The following is a 23,978-nucleotide window of genomic DNA, read 5'->3' on the forward strand; positions in this document are numbered from 1 at the left end:
GACTCAAACCACCCCCAACTCCCCCAACTGCCGCCGCGTCTCCCCCGCGGCCATGTGATGAATCGCCCGCCACCCCAACGCTCTGGCCGCGACGATGTTCGGCGCATGATCATCAATGAACACCAACTCCTCAGGCGCCACCCCCGGCAAATGCGCACGAATGCGCCCCAAGGCCGTGTGATAGATCTCGGCATCGGGCTTGATCTGCCGCTCCTGCCCCGACACCACAATGTCGCGAAACTTCTGCAAAAACGGGTAATTCTCCCAGGCATAGGGAAAGGTTTCCTGGGACCAGTTGGTCAACCCGAACAGCGGCATCTGCGCCTGGTGCAGGTCCTCCAGCAGGGCCACGCCTTCCTCCAGCGGTCCCTTGAGCATCTCCGGCCAGCGCCCGTAATAGGCCTCGATCAACGGCGCATGCTCGGGATGTTCGGCCACCAGGCTGCGGGTCGCTTCGGCCAGGGGCCGGCCGGCGTCCTGCTGGGTGTTCCAGGCCTGGGTGCAGACGGTGTCGAGGAACCACTGGCGACGCTGGTCGTCGGGGATCAGTTGGCGGTACAGGTGGTGCGGGCTCCAGTCGAACAGCACGCCACCAAAATCGAAAACCACGGCACGAATCGTCATCAGCACTTCCTTTTCAGCGGTTGTGGATCAGGGCGTCATCCTGCGACGCTGCGCCGTGCAATGCAATTTGCCGGTGGCCATTGGTCCGCTGGCCGGCACCCTGGGAACGGATCGCGATCCAACGGCTGTCCCCGTCCTTTTGCGGGCTAGCACAGGAGCTGACCATGGCTGCCAAGCCCCCCACGGGGCCGCGCTCGTCCGAGCACGCCTCGAATCACCACGACCCGGGTTTCGACCCCGATTCGCCAGACCTCGCCGACCCCCAGGTCGATCCGGTGGGCCCGGCCAGGGCGCCCCTGGATCAGCCCGAACCCGAGCATCAGCGCAAGCGTTCGCGCGCCTACGACCCTCTGGCCAACCTGAGGAAATGACCGAGCGCCGACATGCGGCCGTCGCCGGATGGTTCTGCGGGTGTAAGGTAAAACGGCCAAGCCCCAGGCACGCTGACAAAAAGGAGGTGTCCATGAGTACGCCACTGTTGAACAAGTTGCAGATCAACGGTTATCAGGTATTGAGCGTCAACCACGGCCCCTGGAAGGTCTGCACCCCGGGTGACCGGCTCGCCACTTTTGGCACCCGGGAAGAAGCCCTGGCCTTTGCCGCCGCCTTGCCGGTGCGCAGGGAGGCACCGGCCACCCAGCGTCGATAGCAGCCGGCAGAAAAAAAGCCCCGATCGGTTCGGGGCTTTTTTCTGTCCGGGCTGCTGCAAACGCCGGGTCAGTCGACAATGACCTGCTCGTTCGGATCATCGCTCAGGCACACGGTCAATTGCTCCCCAGCCTTGTTGAACGCGCAGCGGGGCAGGGATTGCTGCTTGATGAAACTCAGCGGCGGGAGGATGAACGCCGCCGCCAGGACCAGCGCCCACAGGGTCTGCAGAAACAGCACATCGGCGTTGGTGGCGGCGGGCCGTGAGACGAGGCGTCGGCGCCAGTAGAAGTACAGGCCGCTGATAACGAACAGGCACACGATGCCCATCATGTAGTCCAGTTCCCAGTCCTGGGGGCTGAAGGAGCGGCTGCCATCTTCATCATCCGGGTAGGTGAGCCGCCACCAGGCCCCCAGCAGCAAGGGCACCAGCCCGGCCAGCAGCCACGCCAGGCGCGCGCCGGGCATCCGGGTCAGCAGGGCCAGGACCAGGCCGATCAGGCACAGCACCCAGGCAAACAGGTACAGCTGAAAACCCATGCCCCCGCCGAACAGCGTGCCGCTGACATCCCGCGGTTGCATCATCTGTACGTCGCACAACAGCATCACCGACAGCGGGATGGCGACGACGATCCAGCACAGGGGGCGGTACAGCCACAACCACAGGGTAAACAGGCGAGACATGGGCACACTCATCAAGGTCAAGAAAAGGAGGAATGAAGTCAGGGGGCCGTTCAGTCGACAATCACCCGGGTGCCCGGGCCCAGGCACACGCTCAACTGATTGCCGGCCCGGTCGAAGGCGCAATAGGGCAGTGGCTTGCGGGTGATGGCCAGCAGCGGTGGGAGGATGAAGGTCGCCGCCAGCACCAGGGCCCACAGGGTGCGCAGCGCGAGCAGATTGCCATTGGCGGGTGGACGCGGCTTGAGCCGCTGCTGACGCAACAGGTAGACGCCGCTGTAGACCAGGGCGAAGCCGAAGACCATCACATAGTCCAGCTCTCGGGGCTGGATGCTGAAGAGCAGGTTGCCGTCGAAATCATCCGGGTAGTTGATCCGCCACCACAGGCCCAGCAGCAACTGCGCCAGCCCGGCGACGATCCAGGCCAGACGCGCGCCGGGCACCCGGGTCAGCAGCGCCAGCACCAGGCCCAGGACGCTGAGGGCCCAGCCGCCCAGGTACATCACAAAGCCCATGGAGCCGCCGAACAAGGTGCCGCCGACCTCCCGGGGCACGATCAGGTTCAGGTTGCAATGGATCATGCTGGCCAGGGGCGCGGCGACGGCGATCCAGCACAGTGGGTAGTAGAGCCGGGACCAGAGGGTGTACAGGCGGGACATGAAGGAACTCTAAAATGACAGGACCGACGAGGGGGAGTGGTGGGTTGGATTCAGACGAACAGCAAACCGCAGGCAGCCGCGAACAGCACCAGGGCGAGGCTGATGCCCGCCAGGGGAATACGGAACCAGTAACGGATCGCCAGCAGCCACAGGCTGGCGAGAAAGCCCAGGCCGATCAGCAGCAGGCCGCGGGCTTCCAGCAGCAGGACCGGGTGCAGCCAGGCCAGGTAGCCATAGACCAGGCCGAACAACATCGCCCCCAGGCTATGGCTGGCATTGAAGCCGACCCAGGCCCGCCACAGGCTGGTCTGGCCGCTGATCATTGGCGACACCTGGCGCATGCGTTCGGCCAGGGCCGGATCTCGGGGCTGGAATTTGTCGCTGGCGAAGGTGTAGATCAGGTGCAGGCTGCCGAGCAGCAGCACGATGGCTGAGCTGGCGACGATCAGGGCGGGGGCCAACACGTTTCTTCCTTGGGCGGTGCTCGGGTGCGCGGAGTATGCAGCGGCGCCCGAGGTTTTGCACCTGCGGGCGCGGCTTTTTTACCGGCACGGGGCAGGGCGGCGGGCGCCCTGCCCAGGCCCTCAGAAGTGCTCGGCGTCCAGGCCGAACAGCGAGTCACTGCCGGCGCGAATGCTCTGCTCCAGGCTGAGGATGCGCGGCAGCAGGCGGCTGAAGTAGAGGCGCGCGGTGGCCAGCTTGGCGCCGTAGAAACCGTCGTCCTCGGAGCGCTTGTGCTCGGCTACCTGGGCCATGCGCGCCCACAGGTAGGCATAGGCCACGTAACCGAACAGTTGCAGGTATTCGACGCAGGCGCTGCCCACCGCATTGGGGTTCTGCGCCGCCTGCTCGCGCAGCCAGTCGCTGAGGTCTTCCAGGCGCTGCACCGCGTCCAGCAGTTCGGCGGCGTAGGCGGCGCCGGGCAGGTAGGCGTAGTCGCGGATCTCGCCGGTGAACAGGCGCAGGGCCACGCCGCCGTTGCCCACCACCTTGCGCCCCAACAGGTCCAGGGCCTGGATGCCGTTGGTGCCTTCGTAGATCTGGGCGATGCGCACATCGCGCACCAGTTGCTCCTGACCCCATTCGCGAATGTAGCCGTGGCCGCCGAAGATCTGCTGGCCGAGCACGCAGCTGTCCAGCCCGGTGTCGGTGAAGAAGGCCTTGGCCACCGGGGTCAGCAGCGCCACCAGGGCTTCGGCGTTTTGGCGCTCAACGGGCTGGTCGGCGAACTTGGCCAGGTCCAGCTGCTGGCCGACGTAGCTGGCGAAGGCCCGGCCGCCTTCGGTCATGGCCTTCATGGTCAGCAGCATGCGCCGCACATCGGGGTGGACAATGATCGGGTCGGCGATCTTGTCCTTGGCCACCGGGCCGGCCGGGGAGCGGCTCTGGATGCGTTCGCGGGCGTAGGTGCGGGCGTTCTGGTAGGAGTTCTCGGCGCAGCCGATGCCCTGGATGCCGATGGACAGGCGCTCGTAGTTCATCATGGTGAACATCGCCGCCAGGCCCTTGTTGGCCTCGCCGATCAGCCAGCCGCTGGCGCCGTCGAAGTTCAGCACGCAGGTGGCCGAGGCCTTGATGCCCATCTTGTGTTCGATGGAACCGCAGCTCACCGCGTTGGCCGCGCCGAGCACGCCGTTGGCGTCGACATGGATCTTCGGCACCAGGAACAGCGAGATGCCCTTGGGCCCGGCCGGGGCGTCCGGCAGCTTGGCCAGCACCAGGTGGATGATGTTTTCGGTCAGGTCCTGCTCGCCGCCGGTGATGAAGATCTTGCTGCCGCTGATCCGGTAGCTGCCGTCGGCCTGGGGTTCGGCGCGGGTGCGGATGATCCCCAGGTCGGTGCCGGCGTGGGCCTCGGTCAGGCACATGGAACCGGCCCAGCGGCCTTCGTACATCGGTGGCAGGTACAGCTGCTTGAGCGCTTCGCTGGCGTGGGCGTCGATGGCCAGGCAGGCCCCGGAACTCAGGGCCGAGTACAGGGCGAAGCTGGAGTTGGCGGCGTAGAGCATCTCTTCGAACTGCACCGCGAGCATCTTCGGCATGCCCATGCCGCCGTAGGCCGGGTTGCCGCTCAGGCCGACCCAGCCGCCCTGGATATAGGTGCTGTAGGCCTCCTTGAAACCGGCCGGGGTGCGTACCTGCCCGGCGTGCCAGCTGGCGCCTTCCTCGTCGCCGCTGCGGTTGAGCGGGGCGATCAGATTGCCGGTGACCTTGGCCGCTTCTTCGAGAATGGCGTCGGCGGTGTCACCGTCCACGGTATCGGCCAGGGCCGGCAGACGGGCCCAGAGCTTGGGCGCGTTGAACACTTCATGCAGGACAAAGCGCATATCGCGCAGCGGAGCGTTGAATTCGGGCATTGCAGGAACCTCGGGCAAAAGGGGAGGTTGAACGGCCGTGGCCGCATGAATCGAAAATGACCGCACCAACCCATTGTAGGAGCCGACTGACCGGCGAAGGCGTCGCTGCCAGCGCCTTGGCTGGCAAGCCGGCCCCTGTGGGTGTTGGGGCCGTCAGAGCGCTTTGCGCTGGCAAGCCAGCTCCCTCGGGAGCTGGGTCTGGTGCAGTCAGGCTAGAGGTTTTTCGCCAGGTCGCGCAGGACGAACTTCTGGATCTTGCCGGTGGAGGTCTTGGGCAATGTGCTGAAGACCACGGTGCGCGGCACCTTGAAGCCCGCCAGGTGTTCGCGGCAGAAGGTGATGATCTCGGCTTCGCTCACGTCCTGGTGATCGGCCTTGAGGGTGATGAAGGCGCAGGGGGTTTCGCCCCATTTTTCGTCGGGCCGGGCCACCACTGCCGCTTCCAGCACCGCCGGGTGGCGATAGAGCACGCCTTCGAGCTCAATGGTGGAGATGTTCTCGCCGCCGGAAATGATGATGTCCTTGAGCCGGTCGCGGATTTCGATGTAGCCGTCCGGGTGGGTCACCCCCAGGTCGCCGGTGTGGAACCAGCCGCCCTCGAAGGCTTCGGCGGTGGCCGTGGGGTTCTTCAGGTAGCCCTTCATCACGGTATTGCCACGCATGAAGATCTCACCGATGGTCTGGCCGTCCCGGGGCATGGGTTCGAGGGTTTTCGGATCGGCCACCATCACCCCTTCCAGGGTCGGGTAGCGCACGCCCTGGCGCGACTTGATCTGCGCCCGCTGCTCCAGCGGCAGTTCGTCCCAGGCCGCGTGCCAGGCACACAGGGTCACCGGACCATAGACCTCGGTCAGGCCGTAGACGTGGGTGACCTTGATGCCCATCTCCTCCACGGCGCCGATCACCTTGGCCGGTGGCGCGGCCCCGGCCACCATGGCGTTGACCGGGTGGTCGATGGCCGCCTTGGCCGAATCCGGCATGTTCACCAGGGCATTGAGCACGATGGGCGCGCCGCACAGGTGAGTGACCTGATGCTCGCGGATCAGGTTGAGGATCTTCTGCGGGTCGACCCGGCGCAGGAACACATGCACCCCGGCCAGGGCGGTGACGGTCCAGGGGTAGCACCAGCCGTTGCAGTGGAACATCGGCAGGGTCCACAGGTACACCGGGTGGTTGCCCATGGCCCAGGTCATCTGGTTGCCCAGGGCATTGAGGTAGGCGCCGCGGTGGTGATAGACCACGCCCTTGGGGTTGCCGGTGGTGCCCGAGGTGTAGTTCAGGGCGATGGCCTGCCACTCGTCGTCCGGCCACTGCCAGGCAAACTCCGGATCGCCCTCGGCGAGAAAGGCCTCGTAGTCCAGATCGCTGACCGGCTGGCCTTCGCCGTACTCGGGGTCGTCAAGGTCGATCACCAGGGGCGGGTGGTCGAGCATGGCCACGGCGGCGTGGATCACCTCATGGAACTCGCGGTCGGCGATCAACACCTTGGCTTCGCCGTGGGCCAGCATGAAGGCGATGGCCTCGGCGTCCAGGCGCACGTTGAGGGCATTGAGCACGGCGCCGATCATCGGCACGCCAAAATGCGCTTCGAGCATCGCCGGGATATTCGGCAGCATCACCGCCACCGTGTCGTTCTTGCCGATACCGCGCCCGGCCAGGGCCGAGGCCAGACGCCGGCAGCGGCTGTAGGTCTGGGCCCAGGTGCGGCGGATCGAACCGTGGATCACCGCCGGATAATCGGGGTAAACCGCAGCGGTGCGTTCGATGAAGCTCAAGGGGGAGAGGGCGATATGGTTGACGGCAGACGGCGCGAGGCCTTGCTCGTAGATGGACATGGTTCGGGTACCCGGTGGCTGATTATTAGCTCTATTGGCCGAGGCTTTTTACAGGCGCTCGGTGACTTATCCGGGGTCTTTTATATACTGTTTGTCGATTGATATGGAAGTACTGCCTGAGTTGTATAGTAGTTGTACTATATTGAATCTTCGCTGTTGCCACCCACAGGTTGATCGACCATGCCCACCTCCACCCACCTGAGCCGCTGGTTGCAGCTACAGCGCCAAGGCCAGCTGCCGGACTCGCCCTGGCTCGGCCACGACCCGCAACCGAGCCTGCTGCTGGACGCCCAGGCGCAGCCGCTGGACCTCAACCCGGCATTGCGCCAATGGCTGGACGATGCGGCCACTGGCGATCTCGCGGCCCTGCTGCCGATCAACCACCCGGCCCTGGTACGGGCCTGCCTGGAGCAGCAGCGTGCCATCGAACAGGTGGAAGCCCAGTGGGGCGAACGCATCCTGCTCTGGAGCTTCATTCCCGACCCCCTGCACCAGCGGGTGCTGGCGCGCTGTCAGGAGGCCACCGCCCAGGTCCAGGCCGAGCGCGAGTCGGCCCGGGCCCGGCGCCTGTACCGGCTGATCACCGAAAACACCACCGACCTGATTTCCCGGCACACCCCGGACGGCACCTTCCTCGATGCCTCGCCGGCCTCCTGGACCCTGTTGGGCTACTGGCCCGAACAACTGCGCGGGCTGCTGGCCCGCAGCCTGTTCCACAGTCAGGATCTGGCCGGGCTGATGCAGCGCACCCGCGACGCCCTGGAGCAAGACGGCTACCACACCATGACCTACCGCATCCGCCATCGCGACGGTCATTACCTGTGGTTCGAAACCGCCTGCCGGGGCATCCGCGACACCTACACCGGCACCGTGGTGGAAGTGGTGGCGGTGTCCCGGGACATCACCGCCCGGGTCCAGGCCGAAGAGAACAAGCGGCGCCTGGCCGAAGTGGTAGAGGCCAACCCCGACCCGGTGCTGTTCATCCAGCCCGGCGGCGCGGTGACCTACCTCAACCCGGCCGCGCGGCGCACCCTGGGGCTTGCCGCCGGGCAGGCGATGCCGGAGCTGGCGGCGATCCTCAGCCAGGAAGTGCTGCAGAGCCTGCAACAGGAAGGCTGGAGCTGTGCCGAGCGCAGCGGCCGCTGGAGCGTCGAGACACGCCTGCAACCGCCGGCGGGCGGCAGTTCGGTGCCGGTGTCGCTGATGCTCCTGGCCCACCGCGCGGCCAGTGGCGAGCGCTTCTATTCCCTGGTGGCCCACGACCAGAGCGAGCGCGAACTGCGCGAGGCCCAGCAGCGCCATCACCAGGACGAACTGGCCCACAGCGCGCGGCTGGTGACCCTGGGCGAACTGGCCTCGGGCATCGCCCACGAGATCAACCAGCCGCTGGCCGCAGTGGTCAACTACGCCAATGCCAGCCAACGTTACCTGCAAGCCCTGGACACCCAGCCCGAGGCGGTCCGCAAGGTCGCCCAGGGCCTGGAGCGAATCGCCGAACAGGCGACCCACGCCGCCGAAGTGATCAAGCGCCTGCGGGCCTTCTTGCGCAAAGGCGGGCGCCGGGTGCAGGCCCTGGACATCGCCGAAGTGGCCCGGGAAACCGTGCGCCTGTGTGCCTGGGAAGCCCAGTCCTGTCAGGTGGCGATCGAGCTGCGCCTGGCGGATAATCTGCCGCCGGTGTACGCCGACCGGGTGCTGCTGGAACAGGTGCTGCTGAACCTGCTGCGCAACGCCATCGAAGCCAATCGCGAAGTGCATCCACAGCAAGGCTCGCACATTGTGCTGGGCGCCGAAGCGGCGGCCGAGGGCGGGGTGCGGATCAGCGTCAGCGACCAGGGCCCCGGGGTGTCTGCCGAGCAGTTGCCCCAGCTGTTCACCCCGTTCTACACCAGCAAGGCCAATGGCCTGGGGCTCGGACTGTCCATGAGCCGCAGCATCGTCGAAGGCTTTGGTGGCGACTTGCAGGCTCAGCTCCAGGAGCGTGGCTTGACGATGTGCTGCCACCTGCCGGCCACGGCCCCGGCCGATCCCGATGCAACTTCCCACCCGACAACAGGAGCAAGGCAATGACAAGTGAGGCGCAGCAGCTGGTGTACGTGGTTGACGACGACCCGGGCATGCTCGACTCCACCGTCTGGCTCCTGGAGTCGGTGGGGCTCAAGGCCGTGCCCTTCACTAGCGGCCGGGAGTTTCTCGAACACTGCGACCCCAGCCTCAATGCCTGCGTGCTGCTGGATGTGCGCATGCCCGGCATGGGCGGGCTGAATGTCCAGGAAGAGTTGCGCCAGCGCGATATCCACCTGCCGCTGATTTTTGTCAGCGGCCACGCCGACGTGCCCATCGTGGTCCGTGCCTTCAAGGCCGGTGCGGTGGATTTCATCGAGAAGCCCTACAACGAACAGCTGCTGCTGGACAGCGTGCAGCAGGCCCTGAGCCGCGCCGACCGTCATCAGCACCAGAGCGCCGGGCAGGCCCGGGTGCAGGCGCTGCTGGAGAGCCTGACGCCGCGGGAGAAGGACGTGCTGCTGCCTCTGGTGCAGGGCTACAGCAACCGCGAGATCGCCGAACAGCTGGGGGTCAGCGTCAAGACCATCGACCTGTACCGCTCACGGGTGATGAAGCGCATGCAGGCCGAGCACCTGCCGCAACTGGTGGGCATGGCGATTGCCGCCGGCCTGGTGGACCCGCTGCAACTGCGCTGAGGCTCAGGCCACCGCGCTGTGCAGCGGTGCGCCACCCAGCAGGCGCTCGATGGCGCCGCTGAGCAGGTTTTCCAGCAGCGCCTCACGTTCACGCTCGGCCAGCGGTTGCTCGCTGAACCAGCTGGGGGCGCTGTTGAGCAGGTTGGCCAGGGCATGGGCGGCGGCGCGCTGGGCTTGCGGGCCAAGGCTGGGCGGGGTGCCCAGCAGTTGCAGCAGCTGTTGCTCGTAACGCTCGCGCAATTGCCCGACCCGCAGTTGCTGGTCGGGATTGAGGCAGCCGCTGTCACGTTCCACCAGGCGAAAATGCCGCGGCAACTCCCGGTGCAGCTTCAGGTGGGCGCGAATCAGCGCCGGCAGGCAGTCGCCCTGCAACTTGCGCCGTTGCAGGCGCTTGAGGGTGCTGTGCAGCTCATCGAAGAACTCTTCGATCAGGTCCAGCAGCAGGTGCTGCTTGCTCGGGTAATGGTGGTACAGCGAGCCCGGGGTCAGCCCCAGATGGCTCGCCAGCTCACGCATGCCGACCTGGCCGAAGCCCTTGCTGGCGAACAGCTCCAGGGCCTTGTCGCGGCTTTCGGCAAAGCGTGAGCAGCGCTCAGCCATAGTGATGGAAACCCCGACCGGTCTTGCGCCCCAGGTAACCGGCGGCAACCATTTCCTTGAGCAGCGGCGCGGGGCGGTACTTGCTGTCGTTGAAGCCGTCGTAGAAGGCTTCGAGGATCGCCAGCAGGGTGTCCAGGCCGATCAGGTCGGCCAGGGCCAGCGGGCCGATCGGCTGGTTGCAGCCCAGGCGCATGCCGGCGTCGATGTCCTCGGCGCTGGCCAGGCCTTCCTGGAACACCAGGATCGCCTCGTTGATCATCGGCACCAGGATGCGGTTGACCACAAAACCCGGGCGGTTGCCGGCGGTGATCGCGGTCTTGCCCAGGCGCTCGGCCATATTCATGGCCAGGGCGTGGGTCGCGTCGCTGGTCTGCAGGCCGCGGATCACCTCGATCAGGCCCATCACCGGCACCGGATTGAAAAAATGCAAGCCGATGAAACGCTCCGGCGCGCTGACGCTGGCGGCCAGCTGGGTGATCGACAGCGACGAGGTGTTGGAGGCGATCACGCACTCGGCGCTGACCTGGGCGGCGATCTGCTGCAGCACCTTGAGCTTGAGGTCGAGGTTCTCGGTGGCGGCTTCGATCACCAGCTGCGCGTCCTTGAGCGCACTGTAGTCGGTGCTGATGCGGATCCGACCCAGGGCGGCGAGCTTGTCGCCTTCGCTCAGGGTGCCCTTGCTCACCTGCCGGTCGAGGTTCTTGCCGATGGTGGCCAGGGCCTTTTCCAGGGCGCCCTGGGCGATGTCCAGCAGGGTCACGTCGAAGCCCGCCTGGGCGCAGACCTGGGCAATGCCGTTGCCCATGGTGCCGGCGCCGATCACCCCGATATTCGCAAGATTCATCTTCAGCTCTTCCTTTGTTCATGGCCTTCGCGGAGCATGGCGCAGTTGCCTTGCCCAGCGCGTTATCCAGCGCGAGTCTAGAGCCGCACACGGTGGCCGGCCTATGCCGAAAGCGGTCAAGGGTGCTGGCGTTTTTTGCCATAGGTCCTGCTACGGGAGCACAGCCTCTACATGCGTGAAACGGATTCGGTCGCGGTCTACTTTGTCCGGGTGATGACCCACGCCCTGCGTGAGCAGCCGCAGCGGCTGGCGGCGGTGCTGAGGGAGGCCGGCATCGACCCGGCGCTGCTCGACCAGCCCCGGGCGCGGGTGCCCGGCAGCGCCTTTGCCGCCCTGTGGCTGATCCAGATCCGCGAATTGCAGGACGAATTCTTCCAGCTCGACTCCCGGGGCATGCCGCCGGGGGCCTTTGCCCTGATCTGCCGCGGACTGATCCAGGAACCCAACCTGGAGAAGGCCCTGCGCCAGTGCCTGAACAACTTTGGCCTGTTTTTACGGGACGTCGGCGCCCACCTCAGCGTGCGCGGCAAGCGCGCGGTGATCAGCGTTGAAAGCCACTGCGCCGACCCGCTGCGCGGTCACTACGCCGAAGAAACCCTGCTGGTGCTGATCATCAGCCTGCTGTGCTGGCTGGGCGGGCGGCGGATCCCCATCGACCGCGCCGACTTTCGCCATTCCCGCCTGAGCCTCAGCGACGATGCGCTGCTGTGGGGCAGCAACCTGAGCTGGAATGCCGGGCGCACCGAGATCGAATTCGCCAGCCGCTTCCTGCGCCTACCGGTGGTCCAGGACCTGGCCTCGCTCAAGGTCTTCCTGCGCAGCGCCCCGCAATGGCTGGTGATCCGTTTTCGCAACCAGCACGGCCTGACCCGCCAGGTGCACCAACGCCTGCGGGGCAGCCACTACAGCCAGTGGCCGACCCTGGAAGCCTTCGCCCGCGAAGTGCAGATGAGCGCCAGCACCCTGCGCCGGCGCCTGGAGCGCGAGGGCGGCTCGTACCAGGAGATCAAGGACGAAGTGCGCCGCGGCGTCGCCGTCGAACTGCTACGCCGCACCCACGTCAGCATCAGCGAGATTGCCGAACTCACCGGTTTTCAAGAGCCCAGCGCCTTCCACCGCGCGTTCAAGAAATGGACCGGCGAAAGCCCCGGGCGCTACCGCGCCCGCCTCAACCCCACCCTGTAGCCGCTGCCGGAGGCTGCGCACGGCTCCGCAGGAGACGCGGGGGACTTCCAAGGCGCTGAAGATTCGACTGGAGACCGCCAAGCAAGGCCCTGCGGAGCTTTGCGCAGCTTCGCCAAGGCTCAGCAGCGGCTACACAGACCGCAGGGATCGCAGGGCCGCTTCCTGTAGCCGCTGCCGCAGGCTGCGCACGGCTCCGTAGGAGATGCGGGGATTTTGAAGGCGCTGAAGATTCGGCGGGAGATCGCCAAGCAAGGTCCTGCGGACCTTTGCGCAGCTTCGCAGGCTCAGCAGCGGCTACACAGACCGCAGGGATCGCAGGGCCGCTTCCTGTAGCCGCTGCCGCAGGCTGCGAACGGCTCCGCAGGAGACGCGGGGGGACTTCCAAGGCGCTGAAGATTCGGCGGGAGATCGCCGGGCAAGGCCCTGCGGGCCTTTGCGCAGCTTCGCCAAGGCTCAGCAGCGGCTACACAGACCGCAGGGGGGGCGCAGGGGCGGTTCCTGTAGCCGCTGCCGCGGGCTGCGCACGGCTCCGCAGGAGACGCGGGGATTCTGAAGGCGCTGAAGATTCGGCGGGAGACCGCCGGGCAAGGCCCTGCGGGCCTTTGCGCAGCTTCGCCAAGGCTCAGCAGCGGCTACACAGACCGCAGGGATCGCAGGGGCGGTTCCTGTAGCCGCTGCCGCAGGCTGCGAACGGCTCCGCAGGAGACGCGGGGATTTTGAAGGCGCTGAAGATTCGGCGGGAGGTCGCCAGGCAAGGCCCTGCGGACCTTTGCGCAGCTTCGCGGGCTCAGCAGCGGCTACAGGTTTTCATTGGGGTTAGACCGGGCTGCGGCCGGGCATCTGGATGCCGTGCTGCTGCACGCGGCGGTACAGGGTGGCGCGGGAAATGCCCAGGGCCTTGGCCGCCGCCACGGGTTTCCAGCGGTGGCGCACCAGGGCATCCAGCAGGGCCTGGCGTTCGGGGCTGGTGGCGCTTTCCTGGGCGGGCAGGGCGCCTTCGGCTGCTGTGCCGCGCAGTTGTTCGGGCAAGTCATGCAGTTGGATCAGCGGCCCTTCGCACACGGCGCAGGCGTAGCGCAGCACGTGGCGCAGTTGCCGCACGTTGCCCGGCCAGCGGTAGCCCAGCAGGCACTCCAGCGCGGCATTGCCCAGTTGCACCGGCGCGCCGCAGCGCTTGGATTCCTCTTCGACTATCTGGGTGATCAGTGCCAGCCGGTCGCTGCGTTCGCGCAGCGGCGGCAGTTGAAAGCGCGCGCCACCGAGGCGGAAATACAGGTCTTCGCGAAAGCTGCCTTCGGCCACCAGGGCTTCCAGGTCGCGGTGGGTGGCGCAGATCACCTGGATGTCCACCGCCTTGCGTTGCGCGGCCCCCAGCGGCGCCACTTCACCCTCGGCCAGCACCCGCAGCAGGCGGGTCTGCAAGGCCAGGGGCATGTCGCCGATTTCATCGAGGAACAGGGTGCCGCCATCGGCCTGTTGCAGCAGCCCCTGCATGCCCTTGTTCGACGCACCGGTAAAGGCCCCGGCGACATAGCCGAACAGCTCGCTCTCGATCAGGTTCTCGGGAATCGCCGCGCAGTTCACCGCGACAAAGGGCCGGTCCCGGCGCTGGCTGGCCTGGTGCAATTGGCGGGCGAAGACTTCCTTGCCGGAACCGGTCTCGCCCTGGATCAGCACCGGCAGATGCCGGTCCTTGACCCGCACCGCCAGGCGCAGGCTCTGTTCCACTCGCGGGTCCAGCGACTCGCCGGCCAGGCTCAGGCGCGGGCGGCTCGGCGGCCGGCGCGGCGCCTGCAAGCGGCCATGCAGCTCGGCGGACAGCGGGCACAGGACCTCGTCCCGAGCGCGTTGCAACAGTTGCGGGTCGAACACCTGGGTGATGTGCTGCGGCAACTGGCCATAGCGGCGCAGCAGGTAATGACGCGCCGCCGGGTTCAGCGCCCGCAGGCAGCCGTCGTCGTCCCAGGCCAGCAGGTAGTCCGGCTGGCTGTCGACATAACCCGGGCTGGCATGGGCCCGCAGCACCCAGTAACCCTGGGCGCTGTTCATGAAGAACGCCTGTTCGATCTCCCGGGCGCTCTGCACCACCATCTGCCGGATCAGGTGCTGGGAACGGCGGTCATCCGGGGAGCGCACCGCCGATACGTCCAGCACCCCCAGCAGCTCGCCCTGGGGATCGAACACCGGGGCGGCGGAGCAGGTCAGGCCGATGAAGGCGGCACGAAAATGATCGCGCTTGTGCACGGTGATCGGCGTGCGCGCGGTGAGCACCGCGGCCACGCCGCAGGTGCCTTCTTCACCCTCCGACCAGCAGGTGCCCAGGTACAGCCCGGCCTTGCGGCAGTCGTTGCGCAAGGTGGATTCCACCCGGTAGTCGATGGTCTGGCCCTGGGCGTCGGTGAGCAGCACGCAGTAGTCGGCGTCGCGCACCCGGCCATGCAGGCGCGCCACTTCTTCGCTGGCAATGCGCAGGAACAGCTCGGAGCGCTCGCGGCATTCCTTGAGCACGTTTTCCGAGAGGATGCGCGGCCCCTGCAGCGAACCGGGGTCCAGCTGGTGCTGCTCCATGGAGCGCCGCCAGGAGTCGAGGATCAGGCTCGGCACCGGCGCCTGGGGCAGGTGCGCGGCGTTTTTCAGGACCCGGCTGACGCAGTCCACATGGGCTTTGGAATGTGCGGAAAGCATGAAGGCCTCCGGTTGCAGCTTCTTATCGTTGTCGGCGCATTAAGCGCCGATCCGCCGCCCTGGACAAGCACCGAACGCCGCCGGGACGGCAGTGAGACGCAACGTCTCAAGGTCTCGCCCAGGCCCCGTGCAGCCTGACATGCGACGTCTCACGGGCGGCTGGTTTCAACGCGTCGCAGCAAGCCTGTCAGCCGCTCTGGAACGGCCTTTTTCAGAGATTTTCCGACAACTGGCACCGGCCTTGCTCTGGCCCTTGGCAACCAGTCCCCGGCAACCCGCGTCGACTGGCCCATCGAAGAATAAGAACGAGGTGCCCGATGTTTTCTCCTGCCTGTGCTCCGCCCGTGGTGAGCCCATGAACCGCCGCCCCCTGACCGTCGGCATCATCGCCAACCCGGCTTCGGGCCGTGATGTGCGCCGCCTCACCGCCAACGCCGGGCTGTTCTCCAGCACCGACAAGGTCTCGGTAATCCAGCGTCTGCTGGCGGCCTTTGGCGCCACCGGCATCGAGCAGGTGCTGATGCCCACCGACATGACCGGCATCGCCGCCGCGGTGCAGAAGAACAGCCGCAGCCGCCAGGCCCGGGAGCAGCACTGGCCGGCCCTGGAGTTCCTCGACCTGACCCTGCGCCAGAGCGTCGAGGACACCCGCCAGGCCGCGCGCTGGATGGCCGAGCGCGGGGTGGCGCTGATCGCCGTGCTTGGCGGCGACGGCACCCACAAGGCGGTGGCTGCCGAGGTTGGCGACATCCCGCTCCTGACCCTGTCCACCGGCACCAACAACGCCTTTCCGGAACTGCGCGAAGCCACCAGCGCCGGGCTGGCCGGCGGGCTCTACGCCAGCGGCCGGGTGCCGGCCGACATCGCCCTGCGGCGCAACAAGCGCCTGCTGGTGCGCGAGCCGGCCCGAGGCCTGTGCGAAGTGGCCCTGGTGGACGTGGCGGTGTCGCCCCTGGCCTTCGTCGGCGCCCGGGCCATCAGTCGTGGCAGCGACCTGGCCGAGGTCTTCGTGACCTTCGCCGAACCCCAGTCCATCGGCATTTCCGCGCTCTGCGGGCTGTGGTTGCCGGTGACCCGCCAGGAGCCCCACGGCGCCTGGATGCGCCTGGACCCGCAATCCCCCGAAGCGCTGCTGGTGCCCCTGGCCCCCGGCCTGCTGCAGGGCTGCGGCGTGCTGGAGGCCGGCTACCTGCAACCCAATGAGCCCCAGCCGCTGTGCCTGAGCGCCGGCACCCTGGCCCTGGATGGCGAGCGCGAGATCGAATTCAACCCCCACGACCGGCCCACGGTCACCCTGGATGCCGGCGGCCCGCTGAGCATCGACGTCAACGCGGTCCTGGCCCACGCGGCGCGCCAGCGCCTGCTGGCCATCGACCGCCATCACCGGCAACACCCCGTGAACCTTCAGTCCGAAGACACCCTGGAGAATAAAAATGTCGACACCCCTGACCACTGACCAGTTGCTCCACGCCTACCGGGTGATGCGCACCATCCGCGCATTCGAAGAACGCCTGCACGTGGAATTCGCCACCGGCGAGATCCCCGGTTTCGTCCACCTCTACGCCGGGGAAGAAGCCTCCGCCGCCGGGGTCATGGCCCACCTGCGCGACGACGACTGCATCGCCTCCAACCACCGCGGCCACGGCCATTGCATCGCCAAGGGCGTGGACGTCTACGGGATGATGGCGGAGATCTACGGCAAGAAGACCGGGGTCTGCCAGGGCAAGGGCGGCTCCATGCACATCGCCGATTTCGAGAAGGGCATGCTCGGCGCCAACGGTATCGTCGGTGCCGGGGCGCCGCTGGTGGTGGGCGCTGCCCTGGCCGCCCGGCTGCAAGGCACCGACGGCGTGTCGGTGGTGTTCTTCGGCGACGGCGGCTCCAACGAAGGCGCGGTGTTCGAGGCCATGAACATGGCCTCGGTGTGGAACCTGCCGTGCCTGTTCATCGCCGAGAACAACGGCTACGCAGAGGCCACGGCCTCCAACTGGTCGGTGGCGTGCGACCACATCGCCGACCGCGCCGCCGGCTTCGGCATGCCCGGGGTGACGGTGGACGGTTTTGACTTCTTCGCCGTGCACGAAGCCGCCGGCGCCGCCGTGGAACGGGCCCGGGCCGGGGAGGGGCCGTCGCTGATCGAGGTCAAGCTGACCCGTTACTACGGCCACTTCGAGGGCGACGCCCAGACCTACCGCGCCCCCGACGAGGTCAAGCATTACCGCGAGCACAACGACTGCCTGATGCAATTCCGCGAGCGCACCACCCGTTCGGGCCTGGTGCAGGCCAGCCAGCTGGACCAGATCGATGCCGACGTGGACGCGCTGATCGAAGACGCGGTGCGCAAGGCCAAGTCCGACCCCAAACCGAGCCCCGCCGATCTGCTGAGCGATGTGTACGTCGCTTACCCATAACGCCCCACAGAACAACAAGAGACCACCATCATGGCGAGAAAAATCAGTTACCAGCAGGCCATCAATGAAGCCCTGGCCCAGGAAATGCGGCGCGACCCCAGCGTGTTCATCATGGGTGAAGACGTGGCGGGCGGTGCCGGCGCCCCCGGCGACAACGACGCTTGGGGCGGTGTGCTCGGGGTGACCAAAGGCCTCTACCATCAATTCCCCGGACGGGTGCTGGACACCCCGCTGTCGGAGATCGGTTACGTCGGCGCTGCAGTGGGGGCTGCCACCCGTGGCGTGCGCCCGGTGTGCGAGTTGATGTTCGTCGACTTCGCCGGCTGCTGCCTGGACCAGATCCTCAACCAGGCGGCGAAGTTTCGCTACATGTTCGGCGGCAAGGCCCAGACCCCGCTGGTGATCCGCACCATGGTCGGCGCCGGCCTGCGCGCCGCGGCCCAGCACTCGCAAATGCTCACCTCGCTGTGGACCCACATCCCCGGGCTGAAAGTGGTCTGCCCGTCGTCGCCCTACGACGCCAAGGGCCTGCTGATCCAGGCGATCCGCGACAACGACCCGGTGATCTTCTGCGAGCACAAAATGCTCTACAGCCTGCAGGGTGATGTGCCGGAAGAGTCCTACGCGATTCCCTTCGGCGAGGCCAACTTCCTGCGCGACGGCAAGGACGTGACCCTGGTGTCCTACGGGCGCACGGTGAACACCGCGCTGGATGCCGCCCGTGCCCTGGCCGGGCGCGGCATCGATTGCGAAGTCATCGACCTGCGCACCACCAGCCCGCTGGACGAAGACAGCATCCTGGAAAGCGTGGAGAAGACCGGGCGCCTGGTGGTGATCGACGAAGCCAACCCGCGCTGCTCCATGGCCACCGACATCTCGGCGCTGGTGGCGCAGAAAGCCTTCGCCTCCCTCAAGGCACCGATCGAAATGGTCACCGCGCCCCACACGCCGGTGCCGTTCTCCGACGCCTTGGAAGACCTGTACATCCCCGACGCGGCGAAGATCGAACAAGCCGTGCTCACCGTGATCGAGTGGAGCCGCTGATGAGCCAGATCCATACCCTGACCATGCCCAAGTGGGGCCTGTCGATGACCGAGGGCCGGGTCGATGCCTGGCTCAAGGAAGAAGGCCAGAGCATCAGCAAGGGCGATGAAGTGCTGGACGTGGAAACCGACAAGATCTCCAGCAGCGTCGAGGCGCCGTTTTCCGGCATCCTGCGCCGGCAGATCGCCCGCCAGGACGAGACCCTGGCAGTGGGCGCGCTGCTGGGCATCGTGGTCGAAGGCGAAGCCAGCGACGCCGAGATCGACGCGGTGATCGCGCAGTTCCAGGCCAGCTTCGTGCCCGGCGACAGCGCCGACGAAGACAGCGGCCCGGCGCCGCAGAAGGTCGAACTGGGCGGCCGCCTGATCCGCTATTTCGAGCGCGGTGAAGGCGGTACGCCGCTGCTGCTGGTGCACGGCTTTGGCGGCGACCTCAACAACTGGCTGTTCAACCACGAAGCCCTGGCTGCCGGGCGCCGGGTGATTGCCCTCGACCTGCCGGGCCACGGCGAATCGGCCAAGGCCCTGCAACGGGGCGACCTGGGTGAGTTGAGCGAGGTGCTGCTGGCGCTGCTGGATCACCTGGAGATTCCCGTGGCCCATCTGGTGGGCCATTCCATGGGCGGCGCGGTGTCCCTCAACACCGCGCGGCTGGCGCCGGACCGCGTGCGCACCCTGTCCCTGATCGGCAGCGCCGGGCTGGGCGCTGAGATCAACGGCGACTACCTGCAAGGCTTTGTCGAGGCCAGCAACCGCAACGCGCTGAAGCCGCAGTTGGTGCAGCTGTTCTCCAACGCCGAACTGGTGAACCGGCAGATGCTCGACGACATGCTCAAGTACAAGCGCCTGGAAGGGGTGCAGGACGCCCTCGGGCAACTGGCCGGCACGCTGTTCGCCGACGGCCGCCAGCAGGCCGACCTGCGCCCGGTGGTGCAGGACGGCGCGCAGCCGGTGCTGGTGATCTGGGGCAGCGACGACCGGATCATTCCGGCGAGCCACAGCGCCGATCTCAAGGCGCAGATCGAGGTGCTGCCGGGGCAGGGGCACATGCTGCAGATGGAAGCGGCGGAGCAGGTCAACCGCCTGATCCTCGACTTCATTCGCCAGCACTGAGGTGTGCTGCGGCGGCCAGGGGGCCGTCGCAGTCCTATAACAATCAGGAGAAGCCAAGATGAGTGTTTCCCTCAAGTCCGTTCCGAGCATGCGCGCCGCGGTCTGGCATGGCCGCCACGATATCCGCGTCGAAGACGTACCGCTGCCCGACGCGCCGCCCGCCGGCTGGGTGCAGATCCGCGTCGACTGGTGCGGCATCTGCGGTTCCGACCTGCACGAATACGTGGCCGGGCCGGTGTTCATTCCGGTGGACGCGCCGCACCCGCTGACCGGGATCAAGGGCCAGTGCATCCTCGGCCACGAGTTCTGCGGCGAGATCGTCGCCCTGGGCGAAGGGGTCCAGGGGTTCAGTGTCGGCCAGCCGGTGGCCGCCGACGCCTGCCAGCACTGCGGCACCTGCTACTACTGCACCCATGGGCTGTACAACATCTGCGAAAACCTGGCCTTTACCGGGCTGATGAACAACGGCGCCTTCGCCGAATTGGTCAACGTGCCGGCCAACCTGCTGTACGCCTTGCCGGAGAACTTTCCCGCCGAGGCCGGGGCCTTGATCGAGCCGCTGGCGGTGGGCATGCACGCGGTGAAAAAAGCCGGCAGCCTGCTGGGGCAGAACGTGGTGGTGGTCGGCGCCGGCACCATCGGCCTGTGCACCATCATGTGCGCCAAGGCTGCCGGCGCGGCCCAGGTGATCGCCCTGGAAATGTCCGGCGCGCGCAAGGCCAAGGCTCGGGAAGTGGGCGCGACCCACGTGCTCGACCCCAAGGAATGCGACGCCCTGGCCGAGGTCAAGCGCCTGACCGGCGGGCTGGGGGCCGATGTCAGCTTCGAGTGCATCGGCAACAAGCACACCGCCAAGCTGGCCATCGACCTGATCCGCAAGGCCGGCAAATGCGTGCTGGTGGGGATCTTCGAAGAGCCCAGCGAGTTCAACTTCTTCGAACTGGTGGCCACCGAGAAACAGGTGCTCGGGGCCTTGGCCTACAACGGTGAGTTCGCCGATGTGATCGCCTTTATCGCCGATGGCCGGCTGGACATTGCGCCGCTGGTGACCGGACGCATCCAGCTGGAAGAGATCGTCGGCCAGGGCTTCGAGGAACTGGTCAACAACAAGGAACACAACGTCAAGATCATCGTGTCCCCCGGTCAGTTGCGACGCTCCTGAGTGAGCGATTTGGCGATGGTCGGCAGCGGCCATCGCACTTTTTTACAGTTTTGCGTTCTATCACCAGGCCTGGCCGCGCCGATCCCCGCCGCAGCCCGTGAATTTCGACCCGGTGCCGATGGCCTACGCTCCCTCTTCTTGCATGATGCAAACCCGCTTTACGCGCCTGTTCCTGGTGGCGCTGCTGATGCTTGGCACCACGGCCTGCACCCAGCAGCAAGGGCGCGATATCGCCAAACAGTTTCGTGAAGGCAAGCCTGACGAATTCTTCCAGACCAGTGTCGATCGCATGGCCACCATTGGCATGCGCGACAACCTGCAGAGCCTGTACCTGCTGATGGGCAAGCTCTACCTGCGCAATCCCAGCCAGTGGCGCAAGTCGGGGTTCCCCGACGGCACCACGGCCCAGCGCGAGATCCGCAACGCCATTGAAAAACGCCAGCCACTGCCGGCCCTGGGAGATCGCCGCGACCTGGCGGCCCTGAGTTATTCCTTGAGCCCGGAGTTTGAGGGGGATCGGGTCGGGGCCTTCATCTATGCCATTGGCAGCATGTTGGTCACCGCCCATGGCGGGCGGACCGAGTTCTACATGACCGATACCATCGATCCGCAGTTCATCAGCAATGCGGCGCGCAATATTGAAAAAGCCACCTGGCTGCTGAGCCAGCGCCAGGATGCCAATGGCGTGCTGTTGCTGTTCTCCAACGAGATTTCCGAGGAGGGCAGCAACCTGAGTTTTGCCGTGGAGTTTGGCAAGATTGTGGCGCGGTTGGATTTGCTGACGCAGATTCTGGATGAGCGCTATCGGCGGGTGGGGTTCAATTATGCGCAGAGTCTGTTGCTGATGAATTTTCTGCCGGTGCAGTAAGGGGCCGACCATAGCTTTGCAGGCGCTGGTTTTCGCTGCGGACTCACCCCTCAAAAATGACCCATGGATACAGGCATTCAATCGTTGAAAACGCTGAAAAAATTTACCGTGCATGGCACCGCTGTGGGCAGCGACAGGCGCATTCAACTGGATGAGATTTCGATTCTCGCCGAGCCGGACACGCTCAGGGCGCTGGGTGAGTTCCTGATCAAGGCTGCAACTGACATGGCGGCCGATGGCCTGGAGCACGTGCACCTGCAAGACGTGATCGAGCACTTCTCGCACCAGGCGCATGTGGATGTGATTGCCCTCAACCGGGCGCTGATCAAGCCTGCCTGAGGCAGCGCATTGCTCGGCCTAGTTACATGTTGCGAATCCGTTCGTCGGCCCGCAGTTCGAACTCAAAGCCAATGCCCACCTCATTCAGGGTTTCGGTAACCCGGGCCATGAAGTACTCGGCCTGCTCGGGCAGTTCATACAAGCCTACGACCTGGATGATCGGGTACTTGCCATAGGCGCCGGGGATCTCGGTGTAGATCTGGCCACCTTCGATGAAGGCGATGTAGCTGTTGATTTTCTCTTGCAGCAACAGCAGGTGTTCGCCTTGTTCAGCCTTGCTGCCCCATTCGAGGTGGTCGGTCATCACCAGCAACAGGCTGTCGGGCGGGTCTTTGGGAATTGCCCAGAAATCGATGACTTTGGGATTGGTGATGGACACGTCTGATCCTTAACGAGGTCGGCTGGCAAGCATTCCATTTACCGGGTCACTGAGCGCCAGGTCACCAGCCCATCCAGGCCATGCTCGGACTTCAGGTAGTTGAGGGTATTTTGTGCCTCGGCCTTTTCTTCGAACGGGCCGGCAAAAAGGTGCGGTGGTTCATCGAGAATGGTGGGGATGTCGATGAGCCCCATCTGGGCCGCCATGCGCGCAAAGTCTTCATCGGTTTGCGGGGTGATGCGGGCCACCCATCCGCTGCGTTCCCTCAAGGCAATAGGCTCCACGTCGGCGCCGCAGCGCTTGCATCGTGAGGCGTTGGCCTTGATGTCCTGGCCGCAGGCAGGACAAGGGCGCAGATCTTCATGCACCAGCGCGTCAACGCCGGTCTTGGCCAGCCGGGGCATCAACCACAGGGCAAGCAGGGCGACACCCGGAAAGAACAGCCCGATTGCAAACCATCTTGGCCCCGAGCGCCCACGTGTACTGGCCGCGTAAGCGGTAATCGCCGTGAGAATGAGCCAGAGGGGGAGCGAGATGCCCATTGCAACTCCTTGTGTTGAGGTGTGAGTAATGCTCCCGCTGAACGGGGGGCTGCAAAATATCCGTTCTTTGGCGGCGACGCCATAAACCATCATGCGAGCGGCCTGGTGTGCGGTAGCGGCCAGTGAGGTCAAGCGGCCGCTCGGTCGAAGCAGCTGCCATTATCAAACAGGAGCGCCTTTGTGTTGCTGGCGCGGCAGGCCATTGGCTTGCTGTCGAATGATGAGGACAATCACGGCGCGGGGTGATTCAAGGCTGTTTCCCCGAGCGGCTGCCACGAACCACCCGGGTGCACCTTGAGCAAGAGCGGCTAGGCGCGTGCCTGCCGGGATAGCCGATCCTGTGCCTACCGTTATTCCCGGAGCCTTTGCCCAGTGCCTGACCTGTCGATCAACGCCGCCTACGCCAAACGCTTCAACGCGGTACTGGCCTACATCAATGAGAACCTTGAAGGCGATCTGTCGGTGAAGACGTTGAGCCGGGTGGCGAACTTCTCCGAGTTTCACTTCCATCGGCAATTCACCGCTTTCGTCGGCGTGCCGGTTGCACGTTATGTGCAACTGATGCGCTTGCGCGGTGCGGCCCATCGCCTGGTGTCCCGGGCGGACTACTCGGTGCTGGAGGCCGCGCTCGGCGCTGGTTTCGAAAGCCCCGAGGCGTTTTCCAGGGCGTTCAGGCGGGCGTTCGGCATGAGCCCGAGTGCGTTCAGGAAGCAGCCGAACTGGCAGGTCTGGAATGCGGTATTTGCCATCCCTCATTTTTCCAGGAGCATCATCATGCAGGTACGAATCGTGGACTTTGCCGACACCCGGGTTGCAGCGCTGGAGCACTGCGGGCCTGCCGAGCTGGTCAATGAAAGCGTGCGCAGGTTTATCGATTGGCGGATGCAGAGCGGGCAGTCGCCGGTGGCATCGAGTCGCAGTTTTGGCATTCCCTTCAACAACCCCGATACCACGGCGCCGCAGGAATTCCGCTTTGCCATCTGCGGCGAGATTCATGAGGCGGTGGTGGCCAATGAGGCGGGTATTGGCGAGATGCAGATTGCCGGTGGCCGCTATGCGGTGGTGCGGCATGTGGGCTCGCCGGATCACATCGGTGAAAGCGTCTACCCGATCTACCGCGATTGGCTGCCGGGCAGTGGCGAGGAGCTGCGGGATCAGCCGATGTTCTTTGAATACCTGAGTATTTATCCGCAGACCCCACTGGAGCAGTGGCTGACGGATATTTATGTGCCCTTGCAGTAGTGGGGATGGGTCAAACCTTGCCCATGACCTCGATTTGAGCATGACCTTCGGGTACAGGA

Annotated in this window: 24 protein-coding genes; 13 read left to right on the forward strand and 11 right to left on the reverse strand. The window is 65.9% G+C overall.

The annotated features are described in order from the left end of the window. Positions 1-3 precede the first annotated feature (3 nt). Positions 4-624, reverse strand: a complete 621-nt coding sequence (locus J5M73_RS28040) for an HAD family phosphatase (RefSeq protein ID WP_207816619.1) — start codon at positions 622-624, stop codon at positions 4-6. 164 nt (positions 625-788) lie between these two features. On the opposite strand from J5M73_RS28040, the gene J5M73_RS28045 reads away from it, so the two are divergent. Together J5M73_RS28045 and J5M73_RS28050 are read left to right on the forward strand one after the other, a co-directional pair. Continuing rightward, positions 789-995 (forward strand): DUF6021 family protein, encoded by a 207-nt coding sequence (locus J5M73_RS28045; protein ID WP_207816620.1) that lies wholly within the window; start codon positions 789-791, stop codon positions 993-995. Between the two features lie 92 nt (positions 996-1,087). Next, the gene (locus J5M73_RS28050; protein ID WP_207167366.1) at positions 1,088-1,273 is read left to right on the forward strand and encodes a DUF2188 domain-containing protein; all 186 of its coding nucleotides are present in this window, start codon (positions 1,088-1,090) and stop codon (positions 1,271-1,273) included. Between the two features lie 68 nt (positions 1,274-1,341). Here the strand turns inward: J5M73_RS28050 and J5M73_RS28055 are convergent, their stop codons facing one another. From J5M73_RS28055 to J5M73_RS28075, 5 genes are all read right to left on the reverse strand, one after another. Then, the gene (locus tag J5M73_RS28055) at positions 1,342-1,956 is read right to left on the reverse strand and encodes a hypothetical protein (RefSeq protein WP_207816622.1); all 615 of its coding nucleotides are present in this window, start codon (positions 1,954-1,956) and stop codon (positions 1,342-1,344) included. Positions 1,957-2,006: 50 nt separating this feature from the next. After that, the gene (locus J5M73_RS28060) at positions 2,007-2,612 is read right to left on the reverse strand and encodes a hypothetical protein (protein ID WP_207816624.1); all 606 of its coding nucleotides are present in this window, start codon (positions 2,610-2,612) and stop codon (positions 2,007-2,009) included. 50 nt (positions 2,613-2,662) lie between these two features. Then, positions 2,663-3,076, reverse strand: a complete 414-nt coding sequence (locus tag J5M73_RS28065; protein ID WP_115582011.1) for a hypothetical protein — start codon at positions 3,074-3,076, stop codon at positions 2,663-2,665. Between the two features lie 120 nt (positions 3,077-3,196). Beyond that, complete coding sequence (locus tag J5M73_RS28070; RefSeq protein WP_207816625.1) at positions 3,197-4,969, reverse strand: acyl-CoA dehydrogenase C-terminal domain-containing protein; 1,773 nt, start codon at positions 4,967-4,969, stop codon at positions 3,197-3,199. 212 nt (positions 4,970-5,181) lie between these two features. Beyond that, entirely contained in the window at positions 5,182-6,804 is a 1,623-nt protein-coding gene (locus J5M73_RS28075) for an acyl-CoA synthetase (protein WP_207816627.1), read from the reverse strand. 180 nt (positions 6,805-6,984) lie between these two features. Here J5M73_RS28075 and J5M73_RS28080 point away from each other — a divergent pair, with 180 nt between their 5' ends. Together J5M73_RS28080 and J5M73_RS28085 are read left to right on the forward strand one after the other, a co-directional pair. Then, entirely contained in the window at positions 6,985-8,874 is a 1,890-nt protein-coding gene (locus J5M73_RS28080) for a PAS domain S-box protein (protein WP_102861841.1), read from the forward strand. Next, positions 8,871-9,506, forward strand: coding sequence for a response regulator transcription factor (locus J5M73_RS28085; RefSeq protein ID WP_102861840.1), 636 nt, complete (start codon positions 8,871-8,873; stop codon positions 9,504-9,506). Before J5M73_RS28080 ends, J5M73_RS28085 begins: the two co-directional genes overlap by 4 nt. Positions 9,507-9,509: 3 nt before the next feature. On the opposite strand, the gene J5M73_RS28090 is transcribed toward J5M73_RS28085, so the two are convergent. Then, entirely contained in the window at positions 9,510-10,106 is a 597-nt protein-coding gene (locus J5M73_RS28090; protein ID WP_207816629.1) for a TetR/AcrR family transcriptional regulator, read from the reverse strand. Further along, entirely contained in the window at positions 10,099-10,950 is an 852-nt protein-coding gene (locus J5M73_RS28095; RefSeq protein ID WP_060838472.1) for a 3-hydroxybutyryl-CoA dehydrogenase, read from the reverse strand. Before J5M73_RS28095 ends, J5M73_RS28090 begins: the two co-directional genes overlap by 8 nt. A 171-nt stretch (positions 10,951-11,121) precedes the next feature. Between J5M73_RS28095 and J5M73_RS28100 the strand changes: the two genes are divergently transcribed. Beyond that, a complete protein-coding gene (locus J5M73_RS28100; protein ID WP_060838473.1) occupies positions 11,122-12,135 on the forward strand; it encodes an AraC family transcriptional regulator in 1,014 nt (337 codons plus the stop codon). An 816-nt stretch (positions 12,136-12,951) separates the two neighbouring features. Here the strand turns inward: J5M73_RS28100 and J5M73_RS28105 are convergent. Continuing rightward, positions 12,952-14,820 carry a sigma-54-dependent Fis family transcriptional regulator gene (locus J5M73_RS28105; RefSeq protein WP_060843040.1) on the reverse strand — a complete coding sequence of 623 codons (1,869 nt, stop codon included), beginning with the start codon at positions 14,818-14,820 and terminating at the stop codon, positions 12,952-12,954. Positions 14,821-15,175: 355 nt separating this feature from the next. Here J5M73_RS28105 and J5M73_RS28110 point away from each other — a divergent pair, with 355 nt between their 5' ends. The 7 genes from J5M73_RS28110 (at position 15,176) to J5M73_RS28140 (ending at position 21,756) form a co-directional block, all read left to right on the forward strand. After that, complete coding sequence (locus J5M73_RS28110) at positions 15,176-16,276, forward strand: NAD(+)/NADH kinase (protein ID WP_207816631.1); 1,101 nt, start codon at positions 15,176-15,178, stop codon at positions 16,274-16,276. After that, positions 16,254-17,231, forward strand: coding sequence for a thiamine pyrophosphate-dependent dehydrogenase E1 component subunit alpha (locus J5M73_RS28115; RefSeq protein WP_060838476.1), 978 nt, complete (start codon positions 16,254-16,256; stop codon positions 17,229-17,231). Before J5M73_RS28110 ends, J5M73_RS28115 begins: the two co-directional genes overlap by 23 nt. A 30-nt stretch (positions 17,232-17,261) precedes the next feature. Continuing rightward, positions 17,262-18,275 (forward strand): alpha-ketoacid dehydrogenase subunit beta, encoded by a 1,014-nt coding sequence (locus tag J5M73_RS28120; protein ID WP_102861834.1) that lies wholly within the window; start codon positions 17,262-17,264, stop codon positions 18,273-18,275. After that, positions 18,275-19,387, forward strand: coding sequence for an acetoin dehydrogenase dihydrolipoyllysine-residue acetyltransferase subunit (locus tag J5M73_RS28125; RefSeq protein ID WP_207816632.1), 1,113 nt, complete (start codon positions 18,275-18,277; stop codon positions 19,385-19,387). The genes J5M73_RS28120 and J5M73_RS28125 overlap by 1 nt, the downstream gene beginning before the upstream one ends. Positions 19,388-19,475: 88 nt before the next feature. Next, positions 19,476-20,549 (forward strand): 2,3-butanediol dehydrogenase, encoded by a 1,074-nt coding sequence (locus J5M73_RS28130; RefSeq protein ID WP_242553942.1) that lies wholly within the window; start codon positions 19,476-19,478, stop codon positions 20,547-20,549. Positions 20,550-20,694: 145 nt separating this feature from the next. Further along, a complete protein-coding gene (locus tag J5M73_RS28135) occupies positions 20,695-21,417 on the forward strand; it encodes a hypothetical protein (RefSeq protein WP_243433969.1) in 723 nt (240 codons plus the stop codon). A 63-nt stretch (positions 21,418-21,480) separates the two neighbouring features. Continuing rightward, the gene (locus J5M73_RS28140; RefSeq protein ID WP_102861830.1) at positions 21,481-21,756 is read left to right on the forward strand and encodes a hypothetical protein; all 276 of its coding nucleotides are present in this window, start codon (positions 21,481-21,483) and stop codon (positions 21,754-21,756) included. Between the two features lie 22 nt (positions 21,757-21,778). On the opposite strand, the gene J5M73_RS28145 is transcribed toward J5M73_RS28140, so the two are convergent. Next, on the reverse strand, positions 21,779-22,135 hold the full coding sequence (locus J5M73_RS28145; RefSeq protein WP_207816634.1) for a DUF6572 domain-containing protein: 357 nt from the start codon (positions 22,133-22,135) through the stop codon (positions 21,779-21,781). Between the two features lie 38 nt (positions 22,136-22,173). Then, the gene (locus J5M73_RS28150) at positions 22,174-22,677 is read right to left on the reverse strand and encodes a zinc ribbon domain-containing protein (protein WP_207816635.1); all 504 of its coding nucleotides are present in this window, start codon (positions 22,675-22,677) and stop codon (positions 22,174-22,176) included. Between the two features lie 372 nt (positions 22,678-23,049). Between J5M73_RS28150 and J5M73_RS28155 the strand changes: the two genes are divergently transcribed. Continuing rightward, entirely contained in the window at positions 23,050-23,919 is an 870-nt protein-coding gene (locus J5M73_RS28155) for an AraC family transcriptional regulator (protein ID WP_207816636.1), read from the forward strand. The last annotated feature ends 59 nt before the right edge of the window (positions 23,920-23,978 follow it).

It is taken from the genome of Pseudomonas sp. 50_B, assembly GCF_017491625.1.
Lineage (GTDB): Bacteria > Pseudomonadota > Gammaproteobacteria > Pseudomonadales > Pseudomonadaceae > Aquipseudomonas > Aquipseudomonas danubii.